The 26,160-nt window shown below is 39.8% G+C and carries 25 protein-coding genes; 24 read left to right on the top strand and 1 reads right to left on the bottom strand.

Annotated features, from left to right (window positions below; genetic code table 11):
- Positions 1–32 precede the first annotated feature (32 nt).
- The 6 genes from V7266_RS02720 to V7266_RS02695 all read left to right on the top strand — a co-directional run bounded on the left by V7266_RS02720 (position 33) and on the right by V7266_RS02695 (position 6,047).
- Positions 33–1,769 carry a 2-oxoacid:acceptor oxidoreductase subunit alpha gene (locus V7266_RS02720; protein WP_335465686.1) on the top strand — a complete coding sequence of 579 codons (1,737 nt, stop codon included), beginning with the start codon at positions 33–35 and terminating at the stop codon, positions 1,767–1,769.
- 1 nt (position 1,770) lies between these two features.
- The gene (locus V7266_RS02715) at positions 1,771–2,637 is read left to right on the top strand and encodes a 2-oxoacid:ferredoxin oxidoreductase subunit beta (RefSeq protein WP_335465684.1); all 867 of its coding nucleotides are present in this window, start codon (positions 1,771–1,773) and stop codon (positions 2,635–2,637) included.
- Positions 2,638–2,910: 273 nt separating this feature from the next.
- Complete coding sequence (gene miaB / locus V7266_RS02710; protein WP_335465683.1) at positions 2,911–4,455, top strand: tRNA (N6-isopentenyl adenosine(37)-C2)-methylthiotransferase MiaB; 1,545 nt, start codon at positions 2,911–2,913, stop codon at positions 4,453–4,455.
- Between the two features lies 1 nt (position 4,456).
- Positions 4,457–4,912: a RicAFT regulatory complex protein RicA family protein gene (locus V7266_RS02705; protein ID WP_335465682.1), complete on the top strand. Its 456-nt coding sequence runs from the start codon at positions 4,457–4,459 to the stop codon at positions 4,910–4,912.
- Between the two features lie 240 nt (positions 4,913–5,152).
- Positions 5,153–5,698 (top strand): outer spore coat protein CotE, encoded by a 546-nt coding sequence (locus tag V7266_RS02700; protein ID WP_335465681.1) that lies wholly within the window; start codon positions 5,153–5,155, stop codon positions 5,696–5,698.
- Between the two features lie 148 nt (positions 5,699–5,846).
- The gene (locus V7266_RS02695; protein WP_335465680.1) at positions 5,847–6,047 is read left to right on the top strand and encodes a hypothetical protein; all 201 of its coding nucleotides are present in this window, start codon (positions 5,847–5,849) and stop codon (positions 6,045–6,047) included.
- Between the two features lie 11 nt (positions 6,048–6,058).
- Here the strand turns inward: V7266_RS02695 and V7266_RS02690 are convergent, their stop codons facing one another.
- The gene (locus tag V7266_RS02690; RefSeq protein ID WP_335465679.1) at positions 6,059–6,610 is read right to left on the bottom strand and encodes a GNAT family N-acetyltransferase; all 552 of its coding nucleotides are present in this window, start codon (positions 6,608–6,610) and stop codon (positions 6,059–6,061) included.
- A gap of 174 nt (positions 6,611–6,784) precedes the next feature.
- Between V7266_RS02690 and V7266_RS02685 the strand changes: the two genes are divergently transcribed.
- The 18 genes from V7266_RS02685 (at position 6,785) to V7266_RS02600 (ending at position 26,156) form a co-directional block, all read left to right on the top strand.
- Positions 6,785–7,438 carry a serine/threonine protein kinase gene (locus tag V7266_RS02685; protein WP_335465678.1) on the top strand — a complete coding sequence of 218 codons (654 nt, stop codon included), beginning with the start codon at positions 6,785–6,787 and terminating at the stop codon, positions 7,436–7,438.
- Between the two features lie 65 nt (positions 7,439–7,503).
- Entirely contained in the window at positions 7,504–8,247 is a 744-nt protein-coding gene (locus tag V7266_RS02680) for a prolipoprotein diacylglyceryl transferase (protein ID WP_335465677.1), read from the top strand.
- Positions 8,240–9,664: a radical SAM protein gene (locus V7266_RS02675; RefSeq protein ID WP_335465676.1), complete on the top strand. Its 1,425-nt coding sequence runs from the start codon at positions 8,240–8,242 to the stop codon at positions 9,662–9,664. Before V7266_RS02680 ends, V7266_RS02675 begins: the two co-directional genes overlap by 8 nt.
- 12 nt (positions 9,665–9,676) lie before the next feature.
- Positions 9,677–9,964: a hypothetical protein gene (locus V7266_RS02670; RefSeq protein WP_335465675.1), complete on the top strand. Its 288-nt coding sequence runs from the start codon at positions 9,677–9,679 to the stop codon at positions 9,962–9,964.
- Between the two features lie 14 nt (positions 9,965–9,978).
- The gene (locus V7266_RS02665; protein ID WP_335465674.1) at positions 9,979–10,443 is read left to right on the top strand and encodes a flavin reductase family protein; all 465 of its coding nucleotides are present in this window, start codon (positions 9,979–9,981) and stop codon (positions 10,441–10,443) included.
- 430 nt (positions 10,444–10,873) lie between these two features.
- Positions 10,874–12,073, top strand: a complete 1,200-nt coding sequence (locus V7266_RS02660; protein WP_335465673.1) for an MFS transporter — start codon at positions 10,874–10,876, stop codon at positions 12,071–12,073.
- A gap of 276 nt (positions 12,074–12,349) precedes the next feature.
- Entirely contained in the window at positions 12,350–13,195 is an 846-nt protein-coding gene (locus V7266_RS02655) for an alpha/beta fold hydrolase (protein WP_335465672.1), read from the top strand.
- Between the two features lie 122 nt (positions 13,196–13,317).
- Positions 13,318–13,971: a GntR family transcriptional regulator gene (locus V7266_RS02650; protein WP_335465671.1), complete on the top strand. Its 654-nt coding sequence runs from the start codon at positions 13,318–13,320 to the stop codon at positions 13,969–13,971.
- A gap of 32 nt (positions 13,972–14,003) precedes the next feature.
- Positions 14,004–15,197 carry an acyl-CoA dehydrogenase family protein gene (locus V7266_RS02645; protein ID WP_335465670.1) on the top strand — a complete coding sequence of 398 codons (1,194 nt, stop codon included), beginning with the start codon at positions 14,004–14,006 and terminating at the stop codon, positions 15,195–15,197.
- Between the two features lie 92 nt (positions 15,198–15,289).
- Entirely contained in the window at positions 15,290–16,243 is a 954-nt protein-coding gene (locus V7266_RS02640) for a VOC family protein (protein WP_335465669.1), read from the top strand.
- Positions 16,244–16,288: 45 nt separating this feature from the next.
- Entirely contained in the window at positions 16,289–16,771 is a 483-nt protein-coding gene (locus V7266_RS02635; protein ID WP_335465668.1) for a flavin reductase family protein, read from the top strand.
- Positions 16,772–16,861: 90 nt separating this feature from the next.
- The gene (locus V7266_RS02630; RefSeq protein ID WP_335465667.1) at positions 16,862–18,721 is read left to right on the top strand and encodes a XylR N-terminal domain-containing protein; all 1,860 of its coding nucleotides are present in this window, start codon (positions 16,862–16,864) and stop codon (positions 18,719–18,721) included.
- A gap of 291 nt (positions 18,722–19,012) precedes the next feature.
- On the top strand, positions 19,013–20,326 hold the full coding sequence (locus tag V7266_RS02625; RefSeq protein ID WP_335465666.1) for an MFS transporter: 1,314 nt from the start codon (positions 19,013–19,015) through the stop codon (positions 20,324–20,326).
- Positions 20,327–20,554: 228 nt separating this feature from the next.
- Complete coding sequence (locus V7266_RS02620) at positions 20,555–21,394, top strand: alpha/beta hydrolase (protein WP_335465665.1); 840 nt, start codon at positions 20,555–20,557, stop codon at positions 21,392–21,394.
- A 14-nt stretch (positions 21,395–21,408) separates the two neighbouring features.
- The gene (locus V7266_RS02615; RefSeq protein WP_335465664.1) at positions 21,409–22,362 is read left to right on the top strand and encodes a VOC family protein; all 954 of its coding nucleotides are present in this window, start codon (positions 21,409–21,411) and stop codon (positions 22,360–22,362) included.
- Between the two features lie 59 nt (positions 22,363–22,421).
- The gene (gene tcuA / locus V7266_RS02610) at positions 22,422–23,921 is read left to right on the top strand and encodes an FAD-dependent tricarballylate dehydrogenase TcuA (protein ID WP_335465663.1); all 1,500 of its coding nucleotides are present in this window, start codon (positions 22,422–22,424) and stop codon (positions 23,919–23,921) included.
- Between the two features lie 46 nt (positions 23,922–23,967).
- Positions 23,968–25,140 (top strand): acyl-CoA dehydrogenase family protein, encoded by a 1,173-nt coding sequence (locus V7266_RS02605; RefSeq protein ID WP_335465662.1) that lies wholly within the window; start codon positions 23,968–23,970, stop codon positions 25,138–25,140.
- A 32-nt stretch (positions 25,141–25,172) separates the two neighbouring features.
- On the top strand, positions 25,173–26,156 hold the full coding sequence (locus V7266_RS02600) for an FAD synthetase family protein (RefSeq protein WP_335465661.1): 984 nt from the start codon (positions 25,173–25,175) through the stop codon (positions 26,154–26,156).
- Positions 26,157–26,160 lie beyond the last annotated feature (4 nt).

Here is a 26,160-nt window from a genome sequence, read left to right as displayed (position 1 = left end):
CAAGAAATAAAGAATCAAAGGGGTGTAAGGGAATGATCAATCAACTTTCGTGGAAAGTTGGCGGACAACAAGGGGAAGGTATTGAAAGTACTGGGGAAATCTTTGCTATCGCACTGAATCGCCTAGGATATTACTTGTATGGTTATCGTCACTTTTCATCTCGTATTAAAGGCGGTCATACAAATAATAAAATCAGAGTTAGCACAACAGAGGTTCGTTCTATTTCTGATGACCTGGATATCCTTGTAGCATTCGACCAAGAAACTATTGATGTTAACTATCAAGAACTGCACAGCAAAGGCGTAATCTTAGCTGATGCAAAATTTGATCCAAAGAAACCAGAAGACACAGAAGCTTCCTTGTATGCGGTTCCATTCACTGAAATTGCTACAGAGCTAGGGACATCCTTAATGAAGAACATGGTTGCCATTGGGGCTACCTCTGCTGTTCTAGATTTGGATATTCAAGTTTTTGAAGTAGTAGTTCGAGAGATTTTTGGTAAAAAAGGTGACAAGGTTGTAGCTAAGAATATGGATGCAATTAAAGCCGGCTACGATTATATGAAAGAAAAAATGGATGCGAATGTACCGACAATGGTGTTAGAAAAAGCAGATGGAAAACATCGTATGTACATGATCGGAAATGATGCGATTGCGTTAGGTGCATTAGCAGGCGGTTGCCGATTCATGGCTGCTTATCCTATTACACCTGCTTCAGATATCATGGAATATTTAATTAAGAAATTACCTGCTGTGGGCGGAACTGTTATTCAAACAGAAGATGAAATCGCAGCATGTACGATGACAATTGGCGCAAGCTATGGTGGTATCCGTGCGCTTACGGCTTCATCAGGCCCTGGTTTATCATTAAAAATGGAAGCTATCGGATTAGCGGGTATTACAGAAACTCCGCTAGTTATTGTTGATACACAGCGTGGAGGCCCTTCAACAGGTCTGCCAACAAAGCAAGAACAGTCTGACTTAATGGCAATGATTTATGGAACACATGGTGAAATTCCAAAAATCGTTTTAGCGCCAAGTACTGTTCAGGAAGCATTCTATGATACTGCAGAAGCGTTTAACCTTGCTGAGGAGTATCAGTGCCCGGTCATTGTTTTATCTGACCTTCAATTATCATTAGGTAAACAAACCGTTGAACCTCTTGATGTTTCTAAAGTAGAAATTAGACGTGGTAAGCTTGTAACTGAAGAGCTTCCAGAAATTGAAAATAAAGGCTATTTCAAGCGCTATGAAGTAACAGAAGATGGAATTTCACCTCGTACCATTCCTGGTATGAAAAACGGAATTCACCACGTTACTGGGGTTGAGCATGCGGAAACTGGTAAACCATCAGAATCTGCTTCAAACCGGATTGCGCAAATGGATAAACGTTTCCGTAAAGTTGAAAATATTCACTTTAACACACCTGTTTATAAGAATGCACCACATGAAAATCCAGATTTATTAATTGTTGGGTTTAACTCGACTCGCGGTGCCATTGAAGAAGCGATGGTTCGATTAGCGAAAGACGGCTTGAAAGTAAATCATGCCCAAATTCGTCTAATTCATCCATTCCCAACGGAGGAAGTTCTTCCATTAGTACAAGCTGCGAAAAAAGTAATCGTCATTGAAAACAATGCGACAGGACAATTAGCAAACATTATGAAAATGAATGTTGGTCATGCTGAAAAGATTACAAAATATGTTAAATATGATGGAAACCCATTCCTACCACACGAAGTACATTCAAAATGTAAGGAGTTGTTCTAAAATGGCCACTTTTAAAGACTTTAGAAATGATGTTAAACCGAACTGGTGCCCTGGCTGTGGCGACTTCTCCGTACAAGCAGCAATGCAGCGTGCGGCAGCAAATGTCGGTTTAGAACCAGAAAATTTAGCAGTTATTTCAGGAATCGGCTGTTCTGGACGTATCTCTGGTTATATTAATGCTTATGGTTTCCATGGAATTCACGGCCGTTCACTTCCAATTGCTCAGGGTGTTAAAATGGCTAACCGTGATTTAACGGTTATTGCTTCTGGTGGTGACGGTGACGGTTATGCGATTGGTATGGGGCATACGATTCATGCTATTCGTCGTAACGTTGATATTACTTACATCGTAATGGATAATCAAATCTATGGTTTAACAAAAGGTCAGACATCCCCACGTTCGGCAGTAGGTTTTAAAACAAAATCTACACCAATGGGATCCATTGAACAAGCAATTTCTCCAATGGAAATGGCATTAACTGTAGGTGCTACATTTGTTGCGCAAAGTTTCTCTACAGATTTAAAAGATCTTACAGCGCTAATTGAAGCTGGTATCAAACATAAAGGATTCTCCTTAATCAACGTATTCAGCCCATGTGTAACTTATAATAAAGTCAACACGTATGATTGGTTTAAGGAAAATCTAACAAAATTAAGTACAATTGAAGGTTATGATCCTTCTAACCGTGAACAGGCGATGCAGACATTAATGAAGCACAACGGCTTAGTAACAGGTCTGATTTATCAAAACACTGAGCGTCCTTCTTATCAAGAGTTAATTCCTAGTTACTCTGAAGAACCATTAACTAAGGCAGAACTAAATCTTGATCAGGCACACTTTGATAAACTAGTTGCCGAATTTATGTAATATTTGAACGAAAACCCGTGGATATTTGATCCACGGGTTTTTGCTGTTTCTAACTTGAGACACTACTTTTCTAAAATCTATTCAATAATATTTTTAATGAATTCTTTAGCAGGTTAACAAGCGTGTTGACAGGGATTTCTATTGTTTTCATTCAAGGAAAGCTTTATACTATAATAATGTGCGGACTTTCATATTATGCACAGGTAATAAATAACAATTCGCAATTTAATAGACATTTCGAGGTTATTTTTAGAGAAAGGGGTTTACGAACAAATGAATGAAAAACAACGATTAGAAGGCCAGCAAGTAGCAGCAGCTAATTCTTCGGACAAAAAATCCGCCAAGGATTATAGCAAATATTTTGAACAAGTTATAACGGCGCCTTCATTGAAAGATGCAAAAAAACGTGGTAAGGAAGAAGTAAAGTATCATACCGACTTTACAATTCCTGAAGAATTCCGAGGAATGGGCGAAGGCCGAAAGTTTTACATCCGTACTTATGGATGCCAAATGAATGAGCATGATACAGAAGTCATGGCAGGAATCTTCCTTGCATTAGGTTATGAACCAACTGACAACACGGAGGATGCGAATGTCATTCTTCTGAATACATGTGCAATCCGTGAAAATGCAGAGAACAAGGTTTTCGGTGAGCTTGGACATTTAAAAGCACTTAAAATGGAAAAGCCGGATTTACTTCTAGGTGTTTGTGGATGTATGTCACAGGAAGAATCCGTTGTTAATAAAATTCTAAAAACCTATCACCATGTAGATATGATTTTTGGAACGCACAATATTCACCGCCTGCCAAATATCTTGCATGAAGCCTATATGTCGAAAGAAATGGTTGTCGAAGTATGGTCTAAAGAAGGGGACGTCATCGAAAACCTTCCTAAGGTCCGTCGTGGAAAAATAAAAGCATGGGTTAACATTATGTATGGTTGTGATAAATTCTGTACCTATTGTATTGTTCCTTACACACGTGGTAAAGAGCGCAGCCGCCTCCCTGAGGAAATTATCCAGGAAGTCCGCCATTTAGCAGCGCAGGGCTATCAGGAAGTTACCCTGCTAGGTCAAAACGTTAATGCCTATGGAAAAGATTTAGAGGGTATGAACTTTGGTCTTGGGGAGTTAATGGATGAATTACGTAAAATTGATATTCCGAGAATTCGTTTTACAACAAGCCACCCACGTGATTTTGATGACCGTCTAATTGAAGTATTGGCCAAAGGCGGTAATTTAATGGATCATATCCATTTACCAGTTCAGTCTGGTTCTACAGATGTTTTGAAAATTATGGCTCGTAAATATACAAGAGAACAGTATTTAGAGCTAGTAAGAAAAATTAAAGCTGCCATTCCAAATGTTGCTCTTACAACCGATATCATTGTTGGTTATCCGAATGAGACAGACGAGCAGTTTGAAGAAACTTTATCACTTTATCGTGAAGTAGGGTACGAATTAGCCTATACCTTTATTTATTCACCTCGTGAAGGGACACCAGCTGCAAAAATGGAGGATAATGTTCCAATCGAAGTGAAGAAAGAACGTCTTCAGCGCTTAAATAATTTGGTGAATGAACTTTCGTTAGAAGCAATGAAAAAACATGTGGGTCAAACCCTTGATGTACTGATCGAAGGGGAGAGTAAGAACAATCCGGACGTCCTTGCAGGTTATACAACTAGAAACAAGCTTGTAAACGTCATCGCACCAAAATCAGCTATTGGAAAAATTATTAAAGTGAAGATTACAGATGCAAAAACATGGTCATTAAATGGAGAAATGGTGGAAGAATTAGAACCAGTTGAGGTGAAATAAAGTGGCGAAGTATACAAAAGACGATATCGTCGCTCGCGCAGCGGAACTTGCTCGAATGATAGCAGACACAGAAGAAGTTGATTTTTTTAAACGAGCGGAAGCTCATATTCATGAAAATCAAAAGGTCAAAACGTTAATTTCCGATATTAAAGGGCTGCAAAAGCAGGCTGTGAACTTACAGCACTATGGTAAATCGGAAGCATTAAAAAAAGTCGAAATTAAGATAGCTTCCATCGAAAAGGAATTAGATGAGATTCCAGTAGTCCAGGATTTCAAACAGTCCCAAGTGGATGTAAATGAACTACTTCAGTTGATTGCTTCCACTATTTCAAATACGGTTACGGATGAAATCATCCTTTCCACAGGTGGAGACGTATTAATGGGAGAAACAGGTGCTAGCTTGAAAAATGGCGGCGGGGCCTGTGATAATCATAATGACTGCGATCACGAGCATTAAAATAAAACCAGGCTTCTTAACGAAGTCTGGTTTCTTTTTTGCCCTTTAATTATTCTTCTCTTTAAATAAACCCCATCTCCTTCTGTTTAAAGTACAGGCAGTGAAAGGCACACACCTACAAATCCCGCATAAAATGAAGCATGACTAAACTTTTAACCAGTATTCACAAAAATATATATCACACTAGTCTATATAACAGCATACGATGAAATGAAAATGAATGAGGAGGGTTCGCGCGAAATGGGAGAATATAGAGAGATAATTACAAAGGCCGTAGTAGCGAAAGGACGTAAATTCACCCAGTCCAATCATACGATTAGCCCGGCGCATAATCCAACAAGCATTCTTGGCTGTTGGATCATCAACCATAAATACAATGCGAAAAAAGTTGGCAAAACCGTAGAGATACACGGCTCGTATGATATCAATGTTTGGTACTCATATAATGATAATACCAAAACAGAAGTGGTAACTGAACGAGTTCAGTACACAGACGTCATTAAGTTAAAGTATCGTGACCATGATTGCCTCGATGACAGTGAAATTTGTGCTCGAGTGCTGCAACAGCCTAACTGCTGTGAAGCTGTCATCTCCCCTAATGGTAACCGCATCATCGTCCATGTTGAAAGGGAATTCCTTGTGGAAGTAATCGGCGAAACAAAAGTTTGCGTTCGAGTAAGCCATGAAGCCTGCAAAGACAACGATGATGACTGGGGATTAGATGTGGATGATGAAGAGTTTGAGGAACTAAACCCAGATTTCTTAGTCGGCGGGGAAGAAGAATAAAGATACTAGGAAGGTAATACTTCCTAGTTTTTTTCTTTCTTATGATTGTATGAAGGTTTTTTAGATTTAGAATGACTGCCAATAAATGTTGCTTTAATGAATGAATCTTAAAAAACTCAGGGCATCCTAGATTCTAGGAGGTGCAAAAATGGAGCCGCGACAACCTGGAAATAAGAAAATGCCTGATTTTAATCAATTAAATGATCGGATCATTCTTGAAAGCACGCCAACACCGACGATGGTGATCAAAACAAATCTTGATCCGAAAAATGTGGCTGAGAATAATCCTTATTACCAAGATGGGGAAGTGAAAAACCCAAAAGCTGTTAAGAATTACTTTGAGGAATAAAAAGCCAGTAGTTATTTCTGGCTTTTTTCCCATTCCGGCCTTAATAAAGACAACATAAACGTATCATGGAATTGCTCATCCTGGTACATATAGCCACGCAGTAACCCCTCGTTTGAAAAACCTAATTTTTCAAGTAATGCCAAGGAAGCCTCATTTTCTGGATAAACAACCGCACCCATTCGATATAAACCCAGCTGTTTAAAACTAAACTTAAGTACTTCACTTAAGGCTTCTGTAGCAATTCCCTTTCTCCAAAAATAAGGATGAAGTTCATAACCGATTTCAGCCCGTTTATTTTTAAGATTTAACATGTTTAAACCTATGGTACCGATAATCCGTTGATTTTCCTTTAACTTGATCCCCCAACGAATTCCCCGCTTATCGATATAGTTTTTGTAATAAATGTCAATTAATCGAGTCGCTTCAGCTTGTAATGTAAAGCTGCTGGTTCCATAAAAACGGGTCACTTCATCTAATGATAGTATCTCGTAAACTGCATTCATATGCTGATGGGTCAGTTCAATTAATTTTAATCTTTTGGTTTCTAAAATCGGAAAAGACATCAATACACCTCTCTATTTTCACCGTTTCAACTTAAAATGGTATCAGAGCACATATTTCTTTTATTGTATATTGGTTGTAAAGAAATATCTAGAACTAAGAAGGATCTTTGGTAAAATTCAGACTGAGAGTCTTTTTTATTAAAAGAGTACTATATTATTTAGAAGGTGTAATTAATGAATATAAATGAGTATGTAAACCTAATTGAAACTGAATTACTGCCAAATATCGACCTATCCGTCTTTCGTCCGTTTGATCCAATTATTGTGGAGAACCGTTCTCATTCCTGGAGGACCATTGGCTGTGGGAATTATGCCGGGGTTTTTTTTCATTCATCCTACCCGGATTTAGTCGTAAAGGTGTATGGGCGTAATCATGAGGAGCTTGAAAAGGAGATCGGAGTATATAAAAAGATAGGCAGCCATAAATCATTTTCTAGGCTTTATGCCTTTGGAGAAAATTATTTAATTCTAAAAAAACTGGAAGGTATCACCCTATTTAACGCACTGATAAAAGGAGTCCAGATTCCCAAAGTGGTCATTGAGGATATCGACCACGGGTTGGAATACGCTCGTTCAGTAGGCTTAAATCCCTTTGATGTACACGGGAAGAACGTGGTTATGTTTGAAGGAAGAGGCTATATCGTAGATGTATCTGATTTTTATAAACAAGGTTATTGCCAGAAGTGGGACGATCTGAAAAAAGCTTATCACAAAATTTATCGTCCGTTTCTATTTAAATATCATCCCCCGATTCCTTTTACATTTGTGGATGGTATTCGAAAAGGATATCGAATGTTCCGGAAAGTAAAAAGAAAATTGGAAAAATAAAACTGTCGGGCTGAATTTTCTGATAATATTAAATAGAACCATCTTTATTGGAAGGAGGGATATGGGTGCATTTCCCTTTCTATATTTTTGGGATCCACCCTCATCTGCTATTTGAATCATTAGCTTACTTTATTGGGTTCCGAGTCTACCTATACACAAGGAATAAGGAAAGAATTCCTTTAGAAAAAGCGATATGGGTAGTTGTGGGTGCTGCATTAGGGGCAGCTATAGGTTCTAAGGTCCTTTATTGGTTTGAAAATCCTGTAAAGACGGTTGAGAATTGGAATAATCTTATTTACCTGGCAGAAGGAAAGACCATAGTAGGTGGATTATTAGGTGGACTAATCGGCGTTGAAACCACCAAAAAGATTATTGGATGGACACGTTCAACCGGAGATGATTTCGTTCTGCCGTTAGCAGTAGGAATGATGATTGGCAGGTTTGGCTGCTTTTTAACAGGTTTAGATGATCATACTTATGGAGTTCCCACCTCCTGGATCATAGGAGTAGATTTTGGAGATGGTGTGAAGCGGCATCCAACTCAACTTTATGAAATCTGCTTCTTACTTTTACTTGTAGTAATTCTATTCTATTCAAAAAGAAAGCAGGTAGGTTGGGAAGGTATGTTGTTCCAATTATTTATGCTGTCCTATTTGTTTTTCCGTTTTATGATTGATTTTATCAAACCAACTCCACACCCGTATTGGATACTGAATAATATCCAACTCGCTAGTTTACTAGGTATCATCTATTACATATGGCTTATCTCAAAAAAACAAGTGAAAAAAAGGAGAGAAATCCATGCCTAACCGTCCCTATTTATTTTATGAACTGACGAACAGTATTTGTTCTACCTGTTTACGAAAAGTAGAAGCAAAAGTCATTATTGAAAATGAGAAAGTATATTTAGTAAAACATTGTATGGAGCATGGGCGAGAGAAAGTATTAATATCTACTGATGTTGCCTATTATAAATGGTGCCGAGAGTTTATCAAACCATCTGAAATGCCCTATCGCTGGAATACCCCTATTAAGTATGGATGTCCCTATGATTGCGGCCTATGTCCCGATCATGAGCAGCATAGCTGTTTAACACTTTTAGAGGTAACAGAACGCTGTAATTTGAAATGTCCCATCTGTTATGCAGAATCCTCACCGCAAAAAGGAAGTTTTCGGAGCTTAGAACAGATTGAATTTATGCTTGATAATATCATTAAAAATGAACGGCATGCCGATATTGTCCAAATCAGCGGAGGGGAGCCCACCATTCATCCTCAATTTTTTGATATCCTAGATCTGGCAAAATCAAGGCCTATCCGGCATATAATGGTTAATACGAATGGTCTTCGAATTGCGGCTGATAAGGAGTTTGTGAAACGGCTTGCCGACTATTCTCCAGGCTTTGAAATCTATCTTCAATTTGATAGTTTTGAAAAAGAAGCCCTCGAAGAATTAAGGGGAGTGGACCTCAGAAACATAAGACAGCAGGCAATCGAAAACTTAAATGAATACAATATTTCGACTACGCTGGTGGTTACCCTGAAGAAGGGTTTGAACGACCACGAGGTTGGAAAAATCATTCAATACGGTTTGAAACAGAAATGTGTAAGAGGGGTTACGTTCCAGCCTATTCAGGCGGCAGGCAGATTGGAAGAATACGACCCATCAATAAACCGCCTAACATTAAGTGAAGTTCGGCAAATGATCATCGACCAATCGAATGTATTTGGATCAAAAGACATCATACCAGTTCCATGCCACCCCGATTGTTTAGCGATGGGATATGCGTTAAAACAAAATGATGCTGTCACCCCATTAACGGGATTGATTGATCCAAATATCCTTCTAGAGGGCGAACGGAATACGATTGTATTTGAACAAGATGATCACATAAAGGATATGATTTTTAAACTGTTTTCTTTGAATCATTCACCGGATTCTTCGGCATTATCACTTCAAGATCTTTTATGCTGTCTGCCAAAGGTGTCGATGCCTGGGCAAATAGGTTATGATAATGTTTTTCGGGTGATTATTATGCAATTTTTAGATGCCTACAACTTTGATGTTCGTTCAGTAAAAAAGTCCTGTGTTCATATTGCCCACCCTGATGGCAGAATTATTCCGTTTGATACCTATAATTTATTTTATCGGGATGATAAGGAATTGGAATTAAAGAAGATACAAGCGGAGCTCGAAGGAAAAACCTTTGTTGAAACTAAAAAGTAGGAGGTATTTTAATTGAATCCAAATCAAGGAAATAAACCAAAGGGCGCCTTAAAGGAACTTTGGGTGGGGATTGGGATGACAGTTGGAATATATTTGCTTGGATTATTGATCTTATTAGTGTTCTCAGGGTTATTTTTTCCTTATCTATTACTAGCTGCGATTGCTTTGATTGTTATTCCAATTGTGTGCTTTACAAAGGGGAAGACTCGTATGGGGCAGGGGGCATTAATTGGCTTGGCGTTAAATATACTATTATTTTCAGCCTGTTTTGGAATCATGATTACTAATCTAGGTGGATGAGGGGGAACAGTAGGATGGATGATCGTCAATTTCGCAATGCGATGGGCAAATTTGCTACAGGCGTAACCGTTGTGGCCACAGAAGTAGAAGGAAACATACATGGTATGACAGCCAATGCCTTTATGTCAGTATCTTTGAGCCCAAAATTAGTGGTAGTCTCTATATCTGAAAGAGCTCAGATGCTTGAAAAATTAAACAAGAGTGGGAAATTTTCAGTTAATATTCTCAGCAGTTCGCAGCAGGACCTCTCGATCATTTTTGCCGGACAGCAGAAAAATGAACAAGAGGTAAAGTTTGAAAGGCTAGGAGAGGTTCCCGTATTAGCCGGTGCTGTTGCACAAATTGCTTGTGAAGTTTCTGCTTCGCATATCGAAGGAGACCATACCTTGTTTATCGGCAGGGTAACGGACATTCACATAGAAGAGGTAGAGCCGCTCATTTATTTTAGTGGAAAATACCGTAAGCTGGCAGAAGAATAATTCGATTCAATAATTTCTTACTAATTATGTAATGCGAGCTCAAGGAATTGAGGAAAATTCAAAGTTAACTAGTAGTATTTTATTAGATAATTTAAGGAGAAAATGCGCTGAAAAATTCAGCGTATTTTTTTGTGTTTTTTTGATATAACGTTATTTATTTTAAAAATAAAAAATATTTAGAATATATTGACAAGTATATTTGGCCTATGTAGAATTACAGTTAGTAAAAGAAAGCGCTTTTTTTACGGAATTTACACAGAAATTATACAAAATCTGTAAAATTAAAATTTTAGTATGGTTGTACAAAGGTTTTAGTCTGTTGTTCTTGGCGGCCAACAAAAATGACAGAAAGCTATTTCTTTTCTGAGATCAGTTTCTCCACCTCTGGGTAACATCTTTGCAACTATTATGGATTATAGGAGGTTCCACAATGGCTATGAAGACAATCAGTAGAAATTTTCTTAAGTTTTTGGTTGTAATTCTTGCATTTCAAGATGTAGCTGCAGGGGTAGCAGGATCTATTATGGCAGATATTATTAAAGCATTTCCAGACTATGACCCGACAATTGTCATGTTAGTAGCTACCTTTCCTGGATTAATTCAGATAATACCAGCCCTCTTTTACGGCAAACTTTCCAAAACGTTTAAGAAAAGAACACTTCTTTTTGTTGGTCTAGGTCTTTTCATCATCGGTGGTACGCTGCCAACTTTTATGGACAGTCTGCCATTGATTATTGCGATGAGGGGAGTTTTAGGGTTAGGTGTTGGGATTACCATGCCTTTATCAGTAGATGTAATTACTGATTTCTTTGAAGGTAGAGAAAGAGATTTCTTAATTGGCTTTGGGACCTCCACGATCGCCTGTATTGGGGCCATCTTTTTCCAGCTGGTGGGTGGAATTTTAGCTGATGCCTATGGCTGGCAATATGGGTTTTTAACGTACCTCTTCCCAATTTGGATCTTAGCTGTAACGATTCTTTATTTGCCGGAGCCTGAAAAGAAACAGCCGATAGAATCAGCAGGAAATGAAACTCGGGTAAAGGTGAAATTACCAAAAGCAATCTATTGGGTATGCCTTGGACAGGTTTTATACTCAGGACTCATTTTTGGATATGTTACGAATATTTCCGTTGTGATTCAAGCAGATAAATTAGGAAGTGCAACTGAGGCGGGCTTGGCTATCTCTGTTTTTACCTTTGGAACACTGCTTGCCGGATTTTTATTCGGGAAAATCAAGCATAAGCTGCCGAATTATTACTTGCCGATTGCAGTCATCATAACAGGTATTGGGATGGCGATCTGTTATTTTGCACCTTCCTTACCAGTCATATTTGCCGGAAGCTTAGTCGGCGGTTTTGCGATGGGGGTTGGACTGCCAGGAGTATTTACAAAGGTTACCGAGCTTACACCTGCTGGAGCGGCATCCGGAGCTGGTTTAGTGGTTGTCGGTCAAGGGCTTGGCGGAATTCTTGGGCCATTTGGGTTCCAAGTCGTTCAAAATCTGTTTCATCAAGGAATTGGCAGATTCCCATTAGCGGTAAGCGCTGTAGGCTTAATTGTATTAGCCATAATTTGGGCTTTAACGGTGAGAGCCCCAAAAAGAGATTTAGAAGTGCCTATCGGACAATAATCCTTATAATCTACTAAATGTAAAGCTAAAATGATGAAATGATTAACTTTCATTATTTTAGCTTTACTGTTTTTTGGTTTAAAACAGGATGGTCGGAACTGAAAATAAAAAATAGTTAGAATATATTGACAAGGGAAAGTGAGTGAAGGTAGAATTATAGCTAGTTAAAGAAAGCGCTTTAATTTGACTAATTAACTCTTAAATTGGAGAAAAACACACAACTAAAATTTTAGTTGTGAGTAAAAGACAGTGACTGTGCAGAATGGAGGTAGGAATATGACATTTGTTAATACGAGGAAAATTCAGACTGGAAACTATCAGACTTATATCCATGAGGGTGGAGAAAAAACTGCTGAAACGATTATTTTTCTTCATGGAAGCGGACCAGGAGCAAGTGCAAACACAAACTGGAAGCATATCTTACCGCATTTTAAGGAGAAGTTTTATGTAATCGCACCTGATATTTTTGGATTTGGTCAAACTGACCACCCGGAAGAATATCCAAAAAATGGCGCTGAATGGATGAGTGAGCGGGTGCAGCAAGTGTTAGCCATAATGGATACGTTAGAGATTGAAAAAGCCCACTTAGTTGGCAACTCCCTCGGAGGTGTGATCGCCCTGCATCTCCTCATGTATGCTCCGAATAGATTTGATCGTGTGGTCTTAATGGGGGCTGGCGGTGGTTTAACGGAACCAACTCCAGAGCTTGCCAAACTGGCAAACTTCCATAAGGATCCTAATCCGGTAGCCTTTAAAAACTTATTAAGCTGGTTCTTATATGATAAAAGCATGCTTGAAAATGAACTCGACGCCATCGTGGCCGAGCGTTTAGAGATGTTTTTAAAACCGGAAGTACGAAGATCTTACGAGGAAAATTTCACCAAATCGCATCTTTCAGATATGCTAATCCCACCTTCTGCCTTAAAACAAATGGACCATTCGATCTTACTTATCCACGGACATGGAGATCGATTTGTACCAATGGAAAGCAGTCTTTATGTGATGGACTATCTGCCAAATGCTCAACTCCACATTTTTAAACGCTGCGGCCATTGGGCACAGGTAGAGCAAAAAGAAAGATTTATCAAATTAACATCCGATTTTTTCAACGGTGAACTTTAAAATCAACCTTCCCATACACCGTTGCTCCCCTATTATTAATCGTTTAGATAATAATAGACTTCATGAAAAAATTACCATAATATAGGGGTAACTAAATCCTTGGAAACTAGTAGGTGTATGTGATGAAAATTGAAAAGGCTTATCGTTATATAAAAAGATTAATTATCGAAGGGATCTTAGAGCCCGATACCGCCATTAATGTGAATGAAATTGCCGAGACCTTAAAGATGAGCAGGACACCTGTACACAAAGCGCTATCCAAGCTCGAACAAGAAGGCTTTCTATCGATCGTTCCGCAAGTAGGGGTCTATGTGAAACGACCTGACCCTGAAGAAGTATTAGAACGTCTGCTAGTTTGCGCAAATCTCGATGCATTAATGACGGAGCAAGCGGCATTACTTTTAACTCAAAAAGAATTTGCCTATATGCAATCCATTTTAGAACGAATGGATCAACCAGATTTATCTGCTGATGAATATGGCAGCCTCAACATTGACTTTCACCGCACAATCTATGAAGCTTCTAAGTTAACCTATACTTTCAACTTGGCAAAGCAACTTTGGGATTATCTAAATTTTGTCGGAAACCCGGAGGACTTATTTACCACAGAACGCCGACAACAATCACAAACCGAGCATTGGATGATTTTCTATTACTTGAAGGAAAATGATAGCAAACTGGCTAAAAATCTGATGGAAAAACATATGCGCCGAGTAGCCAAGCTTGTTGGTGATAAATATCAGGGCATTGAACTAAAGCGGCGTATCCTAAGCTAGTCCAAAAACTACTATTCCAGGAGGTCCTATTAATGGAGCAAAGTGTGGTTGAATTAAAAAAAGAATTGGTGGAGAATGCTCGGTCCCTGATCCCAACATTACGGGAACATAGTGAGGAAATTGAAAAAACAAATACGTTACCCCAGGCAATTGTTGAGGAAATGAAAAATAAGGGCACCCTTAAAGTATTACGTCCCCATCTCTTTGGCGGTTATCAAACCAATATGCGGACCTATACCGAGGTAGTAACGGAAATTTCACGAGGAAATGGATCGGCGGGCTGGTTTGTGGCGTTAAGTAATATACGGGATTATATGATCTCTTATACGTTTGGTCAAAAGGCACTAAGCGAAATTTACCCTCCTGGAAAAGATGTAGTGCTGGCCGGTAACTTTAAGCCAATCAAATGCAATATAAAAAAGGTTGATGGCGGCTATTTTATCGAAGAAGCACAATGGCCATTTGTTTCAGGGAGTCCCCACGCTGACTGGTGCTATTTTGGCTTCCCGCTTGTCGATGACAACGGCGGGATCGAGATGGCGATTATGGTTATTCCTCGGGACGAGTTAGAAGTACTAGATGACTGGTATGTAATGGGTCTTAAGGGATCAGGCAGTAATAGCTGCAAAATCCAAAACGTCTTTGTTCCTGAACATCGCGTGTCGTTGGATCGGCTGGCAAGTAAAGGTCATTATTTAATTGATCCGCTTAAGGATGTTGGGTTATATCGTTCGTCCTTTGTGCCTTCTCTAACCTTATCGATCGTTGCCCCGGCATTAGGACTTGCTCAGGCCGCCATGGATTTATATATGGAGAGACTTCCAAAGGCCGGGATTGGGAACACCTTCTACACTAAGCAAAACGAGGCACCAATCACTCATCTGCAAGTGGCGCAGGCACAGCTTAAAATTGATTCTGCAGAATTTCATCTTTACCGGGCTGTGGATAAAATTGATGACTATGCAGACCGGGGAATCGTAATGGATACAGCTGAAATTGTCAAAGTGAAAGCGGACTTTGGTTATGTAAATCAATTATGTAAGGAAGCGATTGATCTCCTTGTTGCTGGAGTAGGTTCGATGTTCACCTATGAGACGAACGCATTACAAAGGGTTTATCGGGATTTCTTGACTATGCATTTACACGGCTTTATTACGCCATCCAGTTTAATAGAAACCTACGGCAGAGTACTGTGTGGACAGGAACCTAACACTTATTTTGTATAAACAAGACTTCTAGAGTAATGGCAGCTGCAAAGGCGCAAATTTTTTAAAATGTAAGGGCTTTCCTAATAAATAATAGTCTAGGAGGATTCAAAATGAGTTTACCAGAGATTGCAAAGTTAGGACATGTCGCATTAGTGACGGAAGATTTAGAGAAGTCACTTTGGTTTTATAAGGAAGTCATTGGCCTTGAAGAAACTGAAGTGGTAGACGGGACCCATTATTTACGTGCATGGGGAGATTTTGAACACCATACCCTTTCAGTCACAGCAGGAGACAAAAATCATCTCGACCATATTGCCTGGAGAACGAAACGCCCTGAGGATGTAGAAGGTTTTGCTAGTCTATTAAAAGAAGCGGGAACAGAAGTTACTTGGATTGAGGCGGGAGTGGAGGCCGGGCAAGGCCGAGCCATCCGTTTCCAATTACCGAGTGAACACCGCTTTGAAATTTACTATGACATGGAAAAAACGTTAGCTGAGCCATCAAAACGCTCCGTCTTGAAGAATCAGACCTATAAATCCTGGGTACGCGGGGTGTCGCCACGACGAATTGACCACGTAAACCTGTTAACGTCTCTCAAAGCGAATGTTATTTCGGACTACTTAAAGGAGAAATTAGGCTTTAAAATGAGGGAATACGTAAAAGCACCGGATGATTCCTTAGTTGGCGCTTGGTTAAGTGTAACGCCATTGGTTCATGATATCGCCGTCAGCCATGATCCATTCTCGCCAACAACACACCAAATCCACCATATTTCCTATTGGCTCGATAATTCTCAGGACCTGTTAAGAGCCGCCGATATTTTAAAAGAGAATGGGATCTTTTTTAAAGGACCTGGTAAGCATGGAATTTCACAAGCTATGTATATCTACGCCATTGATCCTGGCAGCGGATTACGAGTGGAATTGTTTACAAACGGTTACTTAATTTTTGAACCTGACTGGGAGCCTATCGAATGGACATTGGATGAGATGGATATCGGCTTTACATTCTGGGGAGATCAAATGGACAATAAGCCAGAAAACAATCCGACAATTGAAGCATAGCGTTTCAATATGACCAATTTTAAAGATAGAAAGGGGAACAACGGGATGGATGATCGTCAATTTCGAACAGCAATGGGGAAATTTGCAACAGGTGTAACCGTGATTGCCACTGATGTGGATGGAGATGTACATGGAATGACAGCGAACGCCTTCATGTCTGTTTCACTCGACCCGAAGCTGGTTGTCATTTCGATTGGGGAAAAGGCTCGTATTCTTGAAAAAATAAAACAGAGTAAGACATTCTCTGTGAATATATTAGCGGCAGATCAACAAGAACTGTCGATGATTTTTGCAGGACAGCTAAAAGAGCATCGAGAGGTAATTTTTGACCGCCTTGATGGGAAGCCGGTATTAGCTGGTGCGGTTGCCCAAATCGTTTGTGAGGTATCAGCCGAACATGTGGAGGGTGACCATACCCTCTTTATTGGCAGGGTAACAGATATACAGCTTGAAGATGCCGAACCGCTCATTTTTTACAGCGGCCGTTACCGTTCATTAACCGAAGAAGAGGCTGTAACGCTTAAATAACGATGTGAAAGACTCCTTGTATGAAATGATAAGGAGTCTTTCTTGTCTAAAGGATGCTTCTATTCTAATTAGTCGATAAGGGGTGTGGCCATGAAGGGGAACCTGGCTAGTATACTGGAGCTAACTACAAGTGAAGAAAAGAATAAAAAAATGATCACCACTTCCTCCGCATTTGGACTGTTACGTAAAGGGATTATTGAGAATTTAGGAATGACAAGGGCAAAGGGATTTCTGCTTCGTTACGGCTGGAGTCTTGGTGTTACCGATGCCGAGGAAGCAATGAAAAAAACTTCCAATATTGATGAACTCCTTCAGCAAGCTTCGATCCTTCATTTAAGCACAGGCCATATTAAAGATATTCAATCGGAACGAATTATCGAAATGAGCGATTCTGACACGATCAAATCGATCCTTGGCAAAGGAAAATGGATTGATTCCTTTGAAGCGAACGAACACCTAAAGCATCATGGTCAATCAAATATTCCAGCCTGTCATACGTTAACCGGCTATGCTAGCGGATATATGTCTACTGTTTGTAAAAAGAGTGTCATTGTAAAAGAAATTAGCTGTATTGCCGAGGGGGACCTCGAATGCTGTTTCGAAGCGAGGCTGCAGGAAGATTGGGGTTCTGAGATTCGAGAGGAATTAAAACTTTATAACGAAATTAATATCATCGAGGAACTGGAGTATACCTACGAGCAATTGTTAGAGAAGCGCAAACTTATGGAAATGGTTTTTAAATTCCATAAAAAATTAACGGAAAGTGTCTCTAATGGAAGTAATCTTCAAGACATAGCTGACATTACTTTTAAACTGCTCGGCATGCCCATTTCCATTGAGGATTTAGGCTTCCAAAAAATTGCTTATGCGGGAATCAATAAAGAAGATTACGAAAACTTGAGTCTCGAATTAAAAGATAGTTTGGTCCGAAAAAGTCGAAAAAACAATCCGAGTCTGCCATTGTTTACTGAAACAACTAGATTGAAAACAGGCCACCAAGAACGCCTGATCACACCGATTATTGTCCAAAAAAAGGTAATTGGTTATTGCAGCTTCCTCTATCCCAACCGTTCAGAGACTAGGACAGAAGACAATAACATTATGTTTATTGAACGGGTAGCAAATGCCGCATCCCTGTATCTTTTGAATGAAAAAACCAGCTTTGAAGCTCTGGAAAAAATGAAGGGTTACTTTTTGGAGCAAATCCTAAAACACCAATATTCTGCTCGAGAAGAGGTGATCCATCGAGGCAGGTATATGGGGATTAATTTAGAAGAACCGTTTTATGTGGCAGCATTAGACTTAAAGGAAAAGGGAAATACATCAAGCATTCGGAAAGACCAATACGACCAATTTCTCGAGACCATTGCCAAGTATTTAGATATCCAGGGGTATAAAGCGTTAATCGGCCAGTATGGTGGTCAAATTATAATGCTGATCCCCGAATCAGCTCAACTGTTAAGTCATCTTGGTAAAATGATAAAGCATGTTGAAACGACGCATTCCCTCTATGAATGTAAAATGGGAATTAGTGACTCATCTGAAGAGATTGAGAGCGTTCTGGAAAGCTTAGAAGAATCATTGATTGCCTTAAGGATGGCAACAGGAAAAAAGATTATTCATTTTAAAGATTTAGGAATTGTCGGTGTCTTGATTAATTCTAAAAATGTCAGCGGCATTAAGAAAATAGCCAAACAAGAATTAGGACCGCTCTTTAAACTAGGCGAGGCGAAACAGAAAGAGCTAGTTAAAACCCTCTATGTGTTTCTAGCGAATGGAGGAAAGCTGCAGCAAACGATGGATGATTTGGCGTTATCCATGAGTGGGCTCATGTATCGAATCAATAAAATTGAAAGTCTGCTTCAAAAAGATTTACGTGATTCCACACAAAGTTATCAGTTGCAGTTAATTTTAGATTCACTTTTGGCATTAGGGGAACTTGATATATAATTCTGTAAAGCATTCCATTAAGAGGAGTGCTTTTTTTTTGACTGTGTTAAAGAATATTGTTAATTTTTAGCATGTTGATTGGAGCGAAGCCGCCTGGAGCGGAAATCAACATACAAGATTAACACAGCCTTTTGTTAAAAAAACCAATAAAAATTTCCGAAAAATCATTTCCAATATAAATTATTTAAAAATCACAAGAAGTTAACTACTTTTTATTCTAGATAAAAATGATTGAATTTTCTAAAATCGTTAAATGTAAGGGTTTTCATTTATGGATAGGGGGAAACGATATTGAATCAAGGTCTATCGATTGAAAAAAGTACGGTCAAGAAAACGATGAAAAGAATTTTGCCGTTTATTTTACTTTTATATGTTGTGGCTTTCTTGGACAGGGTTAATATGGGCTACGCTGCCTTAGAAATGAATGCTGATTTGGCCTTAACCGCTGAGGCATTCGGCTTGCTGTCTGGCTTATTTTTTATCAGCTATTTTATCTTTGAAGTTCCAAGTAATTTGATTATGCACAAAGTAGGAGCAAAATTGTGGATTTCACGGATTATGATTTCGTGGGGGATTGTGGTGATCTTAACAGCATTTATTCAATCCGCCACTCACTTATACATTTTACGTTTTTTACTGGGCGCAGCTGAGGCAGGCTTTGTTCCTGGAATCGTCCTTTATTTAACTTATTGGTTTCGAAGCCGTGAGAGGGGGCGGGCAACTGCGTTATTTTTCGTTGCCTTGCCATTAAGTGCGTTAATTGGAGCACCACTGTCAACCTGGATTATGGACACCATTTCGTGGGGGGGTCTAGCAGGCTGGAGATGGATGTTTATTATGGAAGGAATTCCGGCTGTACTTTTGGGGATTGTCGTTTTATTTTATTTGACTAATAAACCGGCCAATGCAAAGTGGTTAACCGAAGCGGAAAAGACCTGGCTCGAAGGGGAATTGGACAAAGAGCGAGCCATAAGAGCGAAGTTAAATAAAACCTCCCATCTTGGTATGTTGAAGGATTCAAAAGTATGGAAGCTAGCTTTATTTAATATTGCTGGTTTTATCGCAGTCAATGCCCTGTCGTACTGGATGCCAACGATCATTAAATCTTTATCTGCCTCTTCTACAACCAATCTGCAGGTCGGCTGGCTAGCCATGATTCCGTCCATTATAGCTATTCCGTCTATTCTGTTTACGGGTTGGAATGCCGATCGAACAAATTCACATAAATGGCATTTAGCAGCATGTGTAATAGTGGCGATGATAGGCTTTTTAGGTTGTGCCTTCGTGACAAGTGTTCCCATGATGGTTTTAATGCTTTCGATTACTTCTGCAGGACTATATGGGATATCCGGAACATTTTATGCTTATATTACCTTCTTTTTCTCTGAATCAACGGCACCAGCTGGCATCGCGCTAGTAAGCACTCTTTCTTCATTAGGGGGATTCGTGGGGCCGATGATTATGGGCATTTTCAATTTTACTCAAGCCATGTTTATCATTGCTGGCTTTCTTCTAATCAGCTTGATTACTCTTACTACACTTAAATTACTCCCTAATAATAAGTCAGATCAGGTAGAAGACAGTATCATAGAAATACCAAATTAATAGAGTCACTAGGTGACTCTACTTAAGTCCGGGCGAAAAACCCGGATTTTTTTACGTATAAAAAAACTAACCAAAACCAATAAAAAATAGTTAAAAATAGAAATAAATCAAATGGTTTTTTCTCTAGAATAAAAATACTAAATTTTCTAAAATTTAATCAAGAACTAGATTACGAATAAATGTAAAGGGTTTTATTTAACGCCTTACTTAAAGAGAGGAGTATTTAATTTGGATCAAATCAAACAAAAAGTAATTAAAACCAAAAACTTTGAAACATTTCTTAATCGTACGGGGGAAGGAAACTCAGAGGCAATTTTATTTTTACACGGATCTGGTCCGGGTGTGTACGCATGGGCGAATTGGCGCTATGCCTTAAATGCCTGCAGTGAGCACTATGATTGCCTTGCTCCGGACCTGCTTGGTTTCGGCAATAGCAGCCATCCCGAAACGCTGCCCAAGAATCGTCAGGGCTGGACCGATCTATGGGTCAATCAACTTATCGAACTGTTGGATGAATTAGGAATTCAAAAAGTTCATGTAGTGGGCAATTCGTTAGGTTGTTCGATCGCTCTAGAATTACTCTTGGAGCATCCGGAACGGTTTAGAAGTGTTGTCTTAATGGGACCGGGCGGGACACCTAATACCAAACTTAGTACGGAGCTTGCCCGTGCGAAGGGATTCTATGATAATCCGTCGGAAAAGAAAATGCGCCAGATTATGAGCTGGTTTGTCTATGATGCTGAAAAACTAGCACCCGAAATTGATGCCCTGGCAGAATCCCGTTATGAAACCGCGATGCGTCCTGAAATTCAACGCTCCAATGATGCCATCTTTGCTACTGCTGCTGTTCCGGTCCCGGTTACGGCTTTAAAACGAATTCAACACCCCATTTTATTAGTACACGGGCGAGACGATATGGTTTGCTCGATTGAATCAAGCTATTACTTGCTATCTTATTTGCCAAATGTCCAGCTTCATGTCTACGGTCAAACAGGACATTGGACACAGATTGAACAGAAAGATAGTTTTAATCAATTAATCCAAGATTATTTTTCTAATAAACTCTAATGGAGGTTTTGAGAATGACTTTACCGGAAATTGCAAAACTGGGACATGTGGCCCTTGTTACCCCCGACCTTGAGAAATCACTGTGGTTTTTCAGAGATGTAATAGGCTTGGAAGTAACCGAAGAGAAAGATGGGATCTATTATTTGCGCGCTTGGGGTGATTTTGAACATCATACGCTTTCCCTTACTAGGGGCGCACGAGGCTATATTGATCACATTGCCTGGAGAACCAAACGTCCTGAGGATGTCGAAGGATTCGCGCAGTTGTTAGAAAAGGCTGGAACAGAAGTCAGATGGATTGAAGCAGGAGAAGAGACAGGGCAGGGACGGGCCATCCGCTTTAAACTGCCGAGTCAGCATTCTTTCGAAATTTATTATGACGTAGAAAAACCAAAGGCAGATGAAAAAAGACGGTCCGTCTTGAAAAATCAGACCTATAAATCCTGGGCCCGCGGCTGCTCGCCAAGAAGATTTGACCATGTCAATATTGCTACTTCGATGGATGTAGGGGAAATTCTTGATTACTTAGGAAGCCAGCTCGGATTTAAACTCCGTGAATATGTGAAATACAATAATGGCAAAAAAGTGGCAGGCTGGATGAGTGTCACTCCTTTAGTTCATGATATTGCTGTCATTTCAAGACCACAATCGCAAACTCCAAATCAGCTGCATCATATTTCATATTGGCATGATAACGCCCAAGACATTTTAAGGGCTGCAGATATTTTAAAAGAAAACGGGATTAACTTTATCGGACCTGGAAAGCATGGTGTATCTCAAGCTTTTTATCTCTATGTATTAGATCCTGGCAGCGGCTGCCGAGTGGAATTGTTTAGCGGTTCCTATTTAATATTTGAGCCCGATTGGGAGCCGGTTGAGTGGACAGAAGAAGAGCACTCGATTGGTAATACCTACTGGGGGGATTCTGTGATGGATAAGGAAATGAATAAGCCGACCATTGAAGCTTAAATAAAGTGCTGACTCATCACCATTTTGAGTCAGCTTTTTTAAAAGAAAGGGAGAGGTCTGTGACTGAAATACGAAAATTTGAAACAGATATAGTGGTAATTGGAGCAGGAAATGCTGCTATGTGTGCTGCCATATCCGCACGAGAAAACGGCGCTTCAGTCATGGTGCTGGAAAAGGCACCTGAATCAGAAAAAGGCGGAAACAGCACATTCACCCATGGTTCCATTCGGTTTGCTTATGACAGCAATGAAGACTTACAACAAATCATGCATGATCTGACTGCAGAAGATTTTGCCATCACAGACTTCGGATCCTATCCGGAAGAGGAATTTTACGAAGATATGTGCCGAATGACGGAATACCGTACCGATCCAGAGCTCGCGTCACTCCTAACTGGCAATAGTTTTGAAACGATGAAATGGCTGGTATCCCATAAGGTACGATTTGTGCCGATTTATGGCCGACAAGCATTTAAAGTGGATGGTAAATTCAAATTTTGGGGCGGTATGATTGCTGAATCGGTCGGCGGTGGTCCAGGTTTAGTCGGGTCACTGCACGAGGAAGCCTCCCGGTTAGGTGTGCAAGTAGTATTTAATGCCATGGCGTCAGAACTGATTCATGATGACGGGGGAGTTCATGGGGTAATTTTTAAACATAAAGGGAGAACCTCGGAAGTCCGTGCTAAAGCAGTAATCTTAGCTTCTGGGGGCTTTCACGCCAACCCGGAAATGCGGACACGGTATTTAGGTCCGAAATGGGATTTAGCACATGCAAGAGGCAGCCGTTATAACACGGGTGAAGGGATTCAAATGGCATTAAATATTGGTGCAATTGCCAGTGGAAACTGGTCAGGGTGCCATTCGGTGGGCGGAGACCGATACCTGCCGGAATTTACAGAAGGCTTTCAAAGGCTAAGCTATCCATTTGGCATTATCATAAATGCGGAAGGTAAACGCTTTGTTGATGAAGGCGCAGACTTTCGCAACTATACGTATGCAAAATACGGCAAGCTGATACTGGAACAGCCGGGGCAATTTGCCTGGCAGATATTTGATCAAAAGGTGTCTGGTCTATTACGGGAAGAATATCGTGGCAAACAAGTAACAAAAGTCAAAGCAGACACATTGGAAGAATTGGCTGAGAAGCTTGACGGTGTCGATCCAAACGGATTTTTACAAACTGTGAAGGAGTACAATAAGGCGGTCCGGGTTGATATTCCGTTTAATCCTAATATCAAGGATGGCAAATGTACAGAAGGGCTGGCGGTTAGGAAATCTAATTGGGCAAATACCTTGGAAGAAGGCCCATTTGAAGCCTACGCTGTTACATGCGGCATCACCTTTACTTTTGGCGGGTTGAAAATAAATTTGAACGGAGAAGTGCAGGACGTTTTATATCAATCGATTCCAGGGCTATATGCGGCCGGTGAGCTAGTGGGCGGCTTATTCTACTTTAATTATCCTGGTGGTGCAGGCTTAATGGCAGGCTCTGTTTTTGGGAAAATTGCCGGCGAAAATGCTGCACGATTTGTCCATCTAGGAAAAGAAAAGATGGTTTAATGGGGTAGATCTTTTTATGAGATAACATTAAAAAGGGGTGCGAAATATGGTAAGCAATATTTTGGATGAAAACAAAATTGATTTGAGCTTGTTATTAAAAGGGGCAGAAAAGGTTGGGAAAATTGCAGAATCCGAGGCGCTTGAAGCAGACCAGAATAAAACTGTTTCAAAAAATGTGATTGATGCGATGAAAGAAGCTCGATTATCCAAGTTATTACTGCCGAAAAAATATGGAGAGCCTCAAGTAAATTTAAGCGAGTATTCCCAGATTATCCGCACGGTTGGAAAATATAATACCTCTGCTGCTTGGTTAACTTTTCTTTATTCCATTCATAATAGTTTAGTAGCTTTTATGACGAAAAAGGGAGCAGAAGAAGTTATTAAACAGGGTGGGTTAATCGCAGATATTTTTGCTCCTATAGGGAAAGTGGAAAAGGATGGGGATGGTTTTCGGATCACCGGTAAGTATAGTTTTGTAAGCGGAATCTTATATAGCGACTGGGTGTCTCTTGCAGTGAAAATAAAAATAGACGGCAATGAAGAAAACGAACTATGCATGCTGACATTACCGGTATCTGATGTACAAATAGTAGAAAATTGGGATACATTAGGCCTTAGGGGGACAGGAAGCAACCAGGTAATTGTCGATAATGTCTACGTTCCAAAGCACCATCTTATACGACTTACTGTTGCAGATCGTACAGGCAGACCTCCTGAAGGTTATGATAAAGACTATCCTCTTTATGATGTTCCTTTTTTCTCATCTTTTTGTATCGGATTCCCTATGGTCGCGCTAGGCGGAGCGGAGCGTTTACTGGAGGAATTTAAGAAACGGACGGAAAAGCGGGTTCGATTAGGTGGCAATACCGCTAAAGAGTCCCGGCATCAGGGAGTATTAGCTGAATTAACGATTAAATATTACGAATCAGAAGGTCTATTAGACAAATATATTTCTTTATTAGAAAACTATGAAATGGGAAAAGAAGATAAACGCGGTGAATTTGCTGCAATTAGGGCAAAAATCACGAAAAACGTAGCGGACATTGCCGTGAAAGTATTGTTGACACTTGGCGGATTTTCGATGTTTAAAGGAGATCCAATCGAAATGTTCATACGGGATCTTTTGGCAGTATGTACACATCGATCCAATCTCTACGAAGACTCGGTTGAAGCGTTTGGAAAGACACAATTTGGCTTTGACGTATCGATTAATGGGTAAAGTGTAATGTGAAATAAGAAGGAGGCACCTGCATGGAGACGATTTATTTGAATCCCGATAATCTGACACACTGGCAGCAAAAAGCAAAACCAAGTATCATGGCGCTAGGATTTTTTGATGGTATTCATATCGGCCACCGTGAAGTCATTCAAACAGCTTTTAGGAAGGCAAAAGAGGAAAATCTACTCTTAACGGTAATGAGTTTCTTTCCACATCCCAAAACCGTTTTATCAAATGGAAAAACAAAAGTAGACTATCTAATGCCGTTACCTGATAAAGAGAAACTGTTCTCTGAACTTGGTGTCGATATATTTTATATTGTTGAATTCGATTGGGAGTTCGCATCGCTGTCGCCAGAAAAGTTTGCTGCTAAATATTTACTCGATCTCGGTGTGGTCCATGCAGTTGCTGGTTTTGATTATACGTATGGCCTTCGCGGTGAAGGGAATATGGAACGCTTGAAACGAGATTCAGGCGGAATCCTCAAAGTTACAAAAGTCAATAAAGTCGAATGCCAGGGAGAGAAAATTAGTTCAACAAGCATTCGGGAAAAATTATTAAAGGGAAATGTGGAAGACTTGCCTGCCCTTTTAGGACGTTCCTATGAAGTTGGCTGTGAATGGGACGGCAGTGCATTAAAAGTTAAACCTTACTATACCCTGCCAGGTCAGGGCAAATATACTGCTACGTTAACAAGCGGATGTCATTCACAAGAAATAGAGGTATTTGTGACAAGTGAAAACGAAATGATCCCACTTCTAAATGTTTCGGAACGATTCATAAAGAGTGGTACAGCGGTTTCGGTTACTTGGCACCAGCGGTTAACGGAAGATAGTAGGAATTCAATTAGGGAAGGTATTGGTTACACTCTTCGAAATACAGTTTTGTTTGGAATGGATGATAAGATAAATGGATTCACTGTTAGTAGAATTTTCCAGACTTGTAAAGATAGAACCTCCACACCTAATAAAATTGATTTTTTAAAGTATAGACACTTAAATTATTGGAAAATTTAAAAAA

The organism is Neobacillus drentensis, assembly GCF_036965645.1.
GTDB classification, from domain to species: Bacteria; Bacillota; Bacilli; order Bacillales; family Cytobacillaceae; genus Neobacillus; species Neobacillus drentensis_D.
The sequence above is the reverse complement of the archived record's forward strand: the minus strand, read 5'-3'. Positions and strand labels throughout refer to the sequence as shown.

Excerpts from the sequence above, each read along its gene's own strand:
- V7266_RS02720 (WP_335465686.1), top strand. The coding sequence starts at position 33 with ATGATCAATCAACTTTCGTGGAAAGTTGGCGGACAACAAGGGGAAGGT.
- V7266_RS02715 (WP_335465684.1), top strand. The coding sequence starts at position 1,771 with ATGGCCACTTTTAAAGACTTTAGAAATGATGTTAAACCGAACTGGTGC.
- miaB (WP_335465683.1), top strand. The coding sequence starts at position 2,911 with ATGAATGAAAAACAACGATTAGAAGGCCAGCAAGTAGCAGCAGCTAAT.
- V7266_RS02700 (WP_335465681.1), top strand. The coding sequence starts at position 5,153 with ATGGGAGAATATAGAGAGATAATTACAAAGGCCGTAGTAGCGAAAGGA.
- V7266_RS02695 (WP_335465680.1), top strand. The coding sequence starts at position 5,847 with ATGGAGCCGCGACAACCTGGAAATAAGAAAATGCCTGATTTTAATCAA.
- V7266_RS02690 (WP_335465679.1), bottom strand. The coding sequence starts at position 6,610 with ATGTCTTTTCCGATTTTAGAAACCAAAAGATTAAAATTAATTGAACTG.
- V7266_RS02685 (WP_335465678.1), top strand. The coding sequence starts at position 6,785 with ATGAATATAAATGAGTATGTAAACCTAATTGAAACTGAATTACTGCCA.
- V7266_RS02675 (WP_335465676.1), top strand. The coding sequence starts at position 8,240 with ATGCCTAACCGTCCCTATTTATTTTATGAACTGACGAACAGTATTTGT.
- V7266_RS02665 (WP_335465674.1), top strand. The coding sequence starts at position 9,979 with ATGGATGATCGTCAATTTCGCAATGCGATGGGCAAATTTGCTACAGGC.
- V7266_RS02660 (WP_335465673.1), top strand. The coding sequence starts at position 10,874 with ATGGCTATGAAGACAATCAGTAGAAATTTTCTTAAGTTTTTGGTTGTA.
- V7266_RS02655 (WP_335465672.1), top strand. The coding sequence starts at position 12,350 with ATGACATTTGTTAATACGAGGAAAATTCAGACTGGAAACTATCAGACT.
- V7266_RS02650 (WP_335465671.1), top strand. The coding sequence starts at position 13,318 with ATGAAAATTGAAAAGGCTTATCGTTATATAAAAAGATTAATTATCGAA.
- V7266_RS02645 (WP_335465670.1), top strand. The coding sequence starts at position 14,004 with ATGGAGCAAAGTGTGGTTGAATTAAAAAAAGAATTGGTGGAGAATGCT.
- V7266_RS02640 (WP_335465669.1), top strand. The coding sequence starts at position 15,290 with ATGAGTTTACCAGAGATTGCAAAGTTAGGACATGTCGCATTAGTGACG.
- V7266_RS02635 (WP_335465668.1), top strand. The coding sequence starts at position 16,289 with ATGGATGATCGTCAATTTCGAACAGCAATGGGGAAATTTGCAACAGGT.
- V7266_RS02630 (WP_335465667.1), top strand. The coding sequence starts at position 16,862 with ATGAAGGGGAACCTGGCTAGTATACTGGAGCTAACTACAAGTGAAGAA.
- V7266_RS02615 (WP_335465664.1), top strand. The coding sequence starts at position 21,409 with ATGACTTTACCGGAAATTGCAAAACTGGGACATGTGGCCCTTGTTACC.
- V7266_RS02605 (WP_335465662.1), top strand. The coding sequence starts at position 23,968 with ATGGTAAGCAATATTTTGGATGAAAACAAAATTGATTTGAGCTTGTTA.
- V7266_RS02600 (WP_335465661.1), top strand. The coding sequence starts at position 25,173 with ATGGAGACGATTTATTTGAATCCCGATAATCTGACACACTGGCAGCAA.